At 63.3% G+C, this 1,740-nt stretch carries 1 pseudogene; it reads left to right on the forward strand.

Annotated features, from left to right (window positions below):
• Window position 1: 1 nt before the first annotated feature.
• Window positions 2–1,740 (forward strand): annotated as a pseudogene (dnaE2, locus tag EN749_RS35165) (error-prone DNA polymerase); the annotation flags it as partial.

A 1,740-nucleotide genomic window follows, 5' to 3' on the forward strand; every position in this document is an offset into this window, starting at 1 on the left:
GCTGTCGCTGGGCAAGGGCAGGGCCGGCAAGGCGAAATGCCATCTCGAATGGGATGATGTGGTCGCCTATGGCGAGGGACTGATCGCCGTCCTCGTCCCGGACGAAGCCGATGATCTTTGCGCCGTACGGCTGCGGCGGCTGCGCGAGGCTTTCGCCGATCGCGCCTATCTGGCGCTCACCTTGCGCAGGCGCCCGAACGACCAGTTGCGGCTTTACGAGCTGGCAAACCTGGCAGCTGCGATGCGCGTGCCCACCGTCGTCACCAACGACGTGCTCTTCCATGAGCCGGCCCGCCGCATGATGCAGGATGTCATTACCTGTATTCGTCACAACGTCACCATCGATGACGCTGGCTTCCGGCGCGAACGTCATGCCGATCGCTACCTCAAACAGGGCGACGAGATGGCGAGGCTGTTCAGCCGCTATCCCGATGCGCTTGCGCGGACGATCGAAATCGCCGACCGCTGCCGGTTCTCGCTCAACGAACTCGCCTACCAATACCCCGAGGAAAAGACCATGCCGGGCCTCACCGCCCAGCAGGCGCTGGAAAAACTTACCTGGGAAGGTGCCGCCCGCCGCTATCCCGAGGGTCTGCCCGACAAGGTGATCAAGATCCTGAAACACGAACTGCGGCTGATCGAGACGCTTGAATACGCGCCGTACTTCCTGACCGTGAACTCGATCGTTCGTTTCGCCCGCAGCCAGGACATCCTTTGCCAGGGACGCGGTTCGGCCGCCAATTCGGCCGTCTGCTATGTGCTCGGCATCACCTCCATCGATCCCGAGCGCAACAACCTGTTGTTCGAGCGCTTCGTTTCGCAGGAGCGGCGCGAGCCGCCTGACATCGATGTCGATTTCGAGCATGAACGGCGCGAGATCGTCATGCAGTGGGTCTACGAAACCTACGGCCGCGACCATGCCGCGCTCTGCTCCACGGTTATCCGTTATCGCACCAAGGGAGCGGTCCGGGATGTCGGCAAGGCGCTCGGCCTGCCCGAGGATGTGACCAAACTGCTGTCCTCGCAGATCTGGGGCCATGGCGAGGCTGTCGATGGGCAACGGGCCCGAGAGCTCAATCTCGATCTCGGCGACCGGCGGCTGCGTTTGACTCTTGAACTCGCGGCGCAACTTGCCGGTATGCCGCGCCACCTGTCGCAGCATCCGGGCGGCTTTGTCCTGACGCACGATCGGCTCGACGATCTCGTGCCGATCGAGCCGGCGGCGATGAAGGATCGCCAGGTCGTGGAATGGGACAAGGACGATATCGACGCCCTCAAATTCATGAAGGTGGATGTGCTCGCCCTGGGCATGCTCACCTGCATGAAGCGGTCATTCGATCTCCTGTCTGAGCACAAGGGCGCCACACTCGATCTGGCGACGATCCCGGCCGAGGATCCGCGCACCTACGCGATGATCAGGAAGGCCGACACGCTCGGCGTCTTCCAGATCGAATCCCGCGCGCAGATGTCGATGCTGCCGCGTATGAAGCCCCGGACATTTTACGACCTGGTCATCGAGGTCGCGATCGTCCGGCCGGGCCCGATCCAGGGCGACATGGTCCATCCCTATCTTCGCCGGCGCGACGGCAAGGAGGCGGTGACGTTTCCGACACCAGCGCTCGAGCGCGTTCTCGGCAAGACACTCGGCGTGCCGCTGTTTCAGGAGCAGGCAATGCAGGTGTCCATGGTCTGCGCCGGCTTTTCTGCCAGCGAGGCCGACCAGTTGCGGCGCGCCATGGC

The sequence above is a fragment of the Mesorhizobium sp. M7A.F.Ca.ET.027.02.1.1 genome (assembly GCF_004022985.1).
GTDB lineage: Bacteria > Pseudomonadota > Alphaproteobacteria > Rhizobiales > Rhizobiaceae > Mesorhizobium.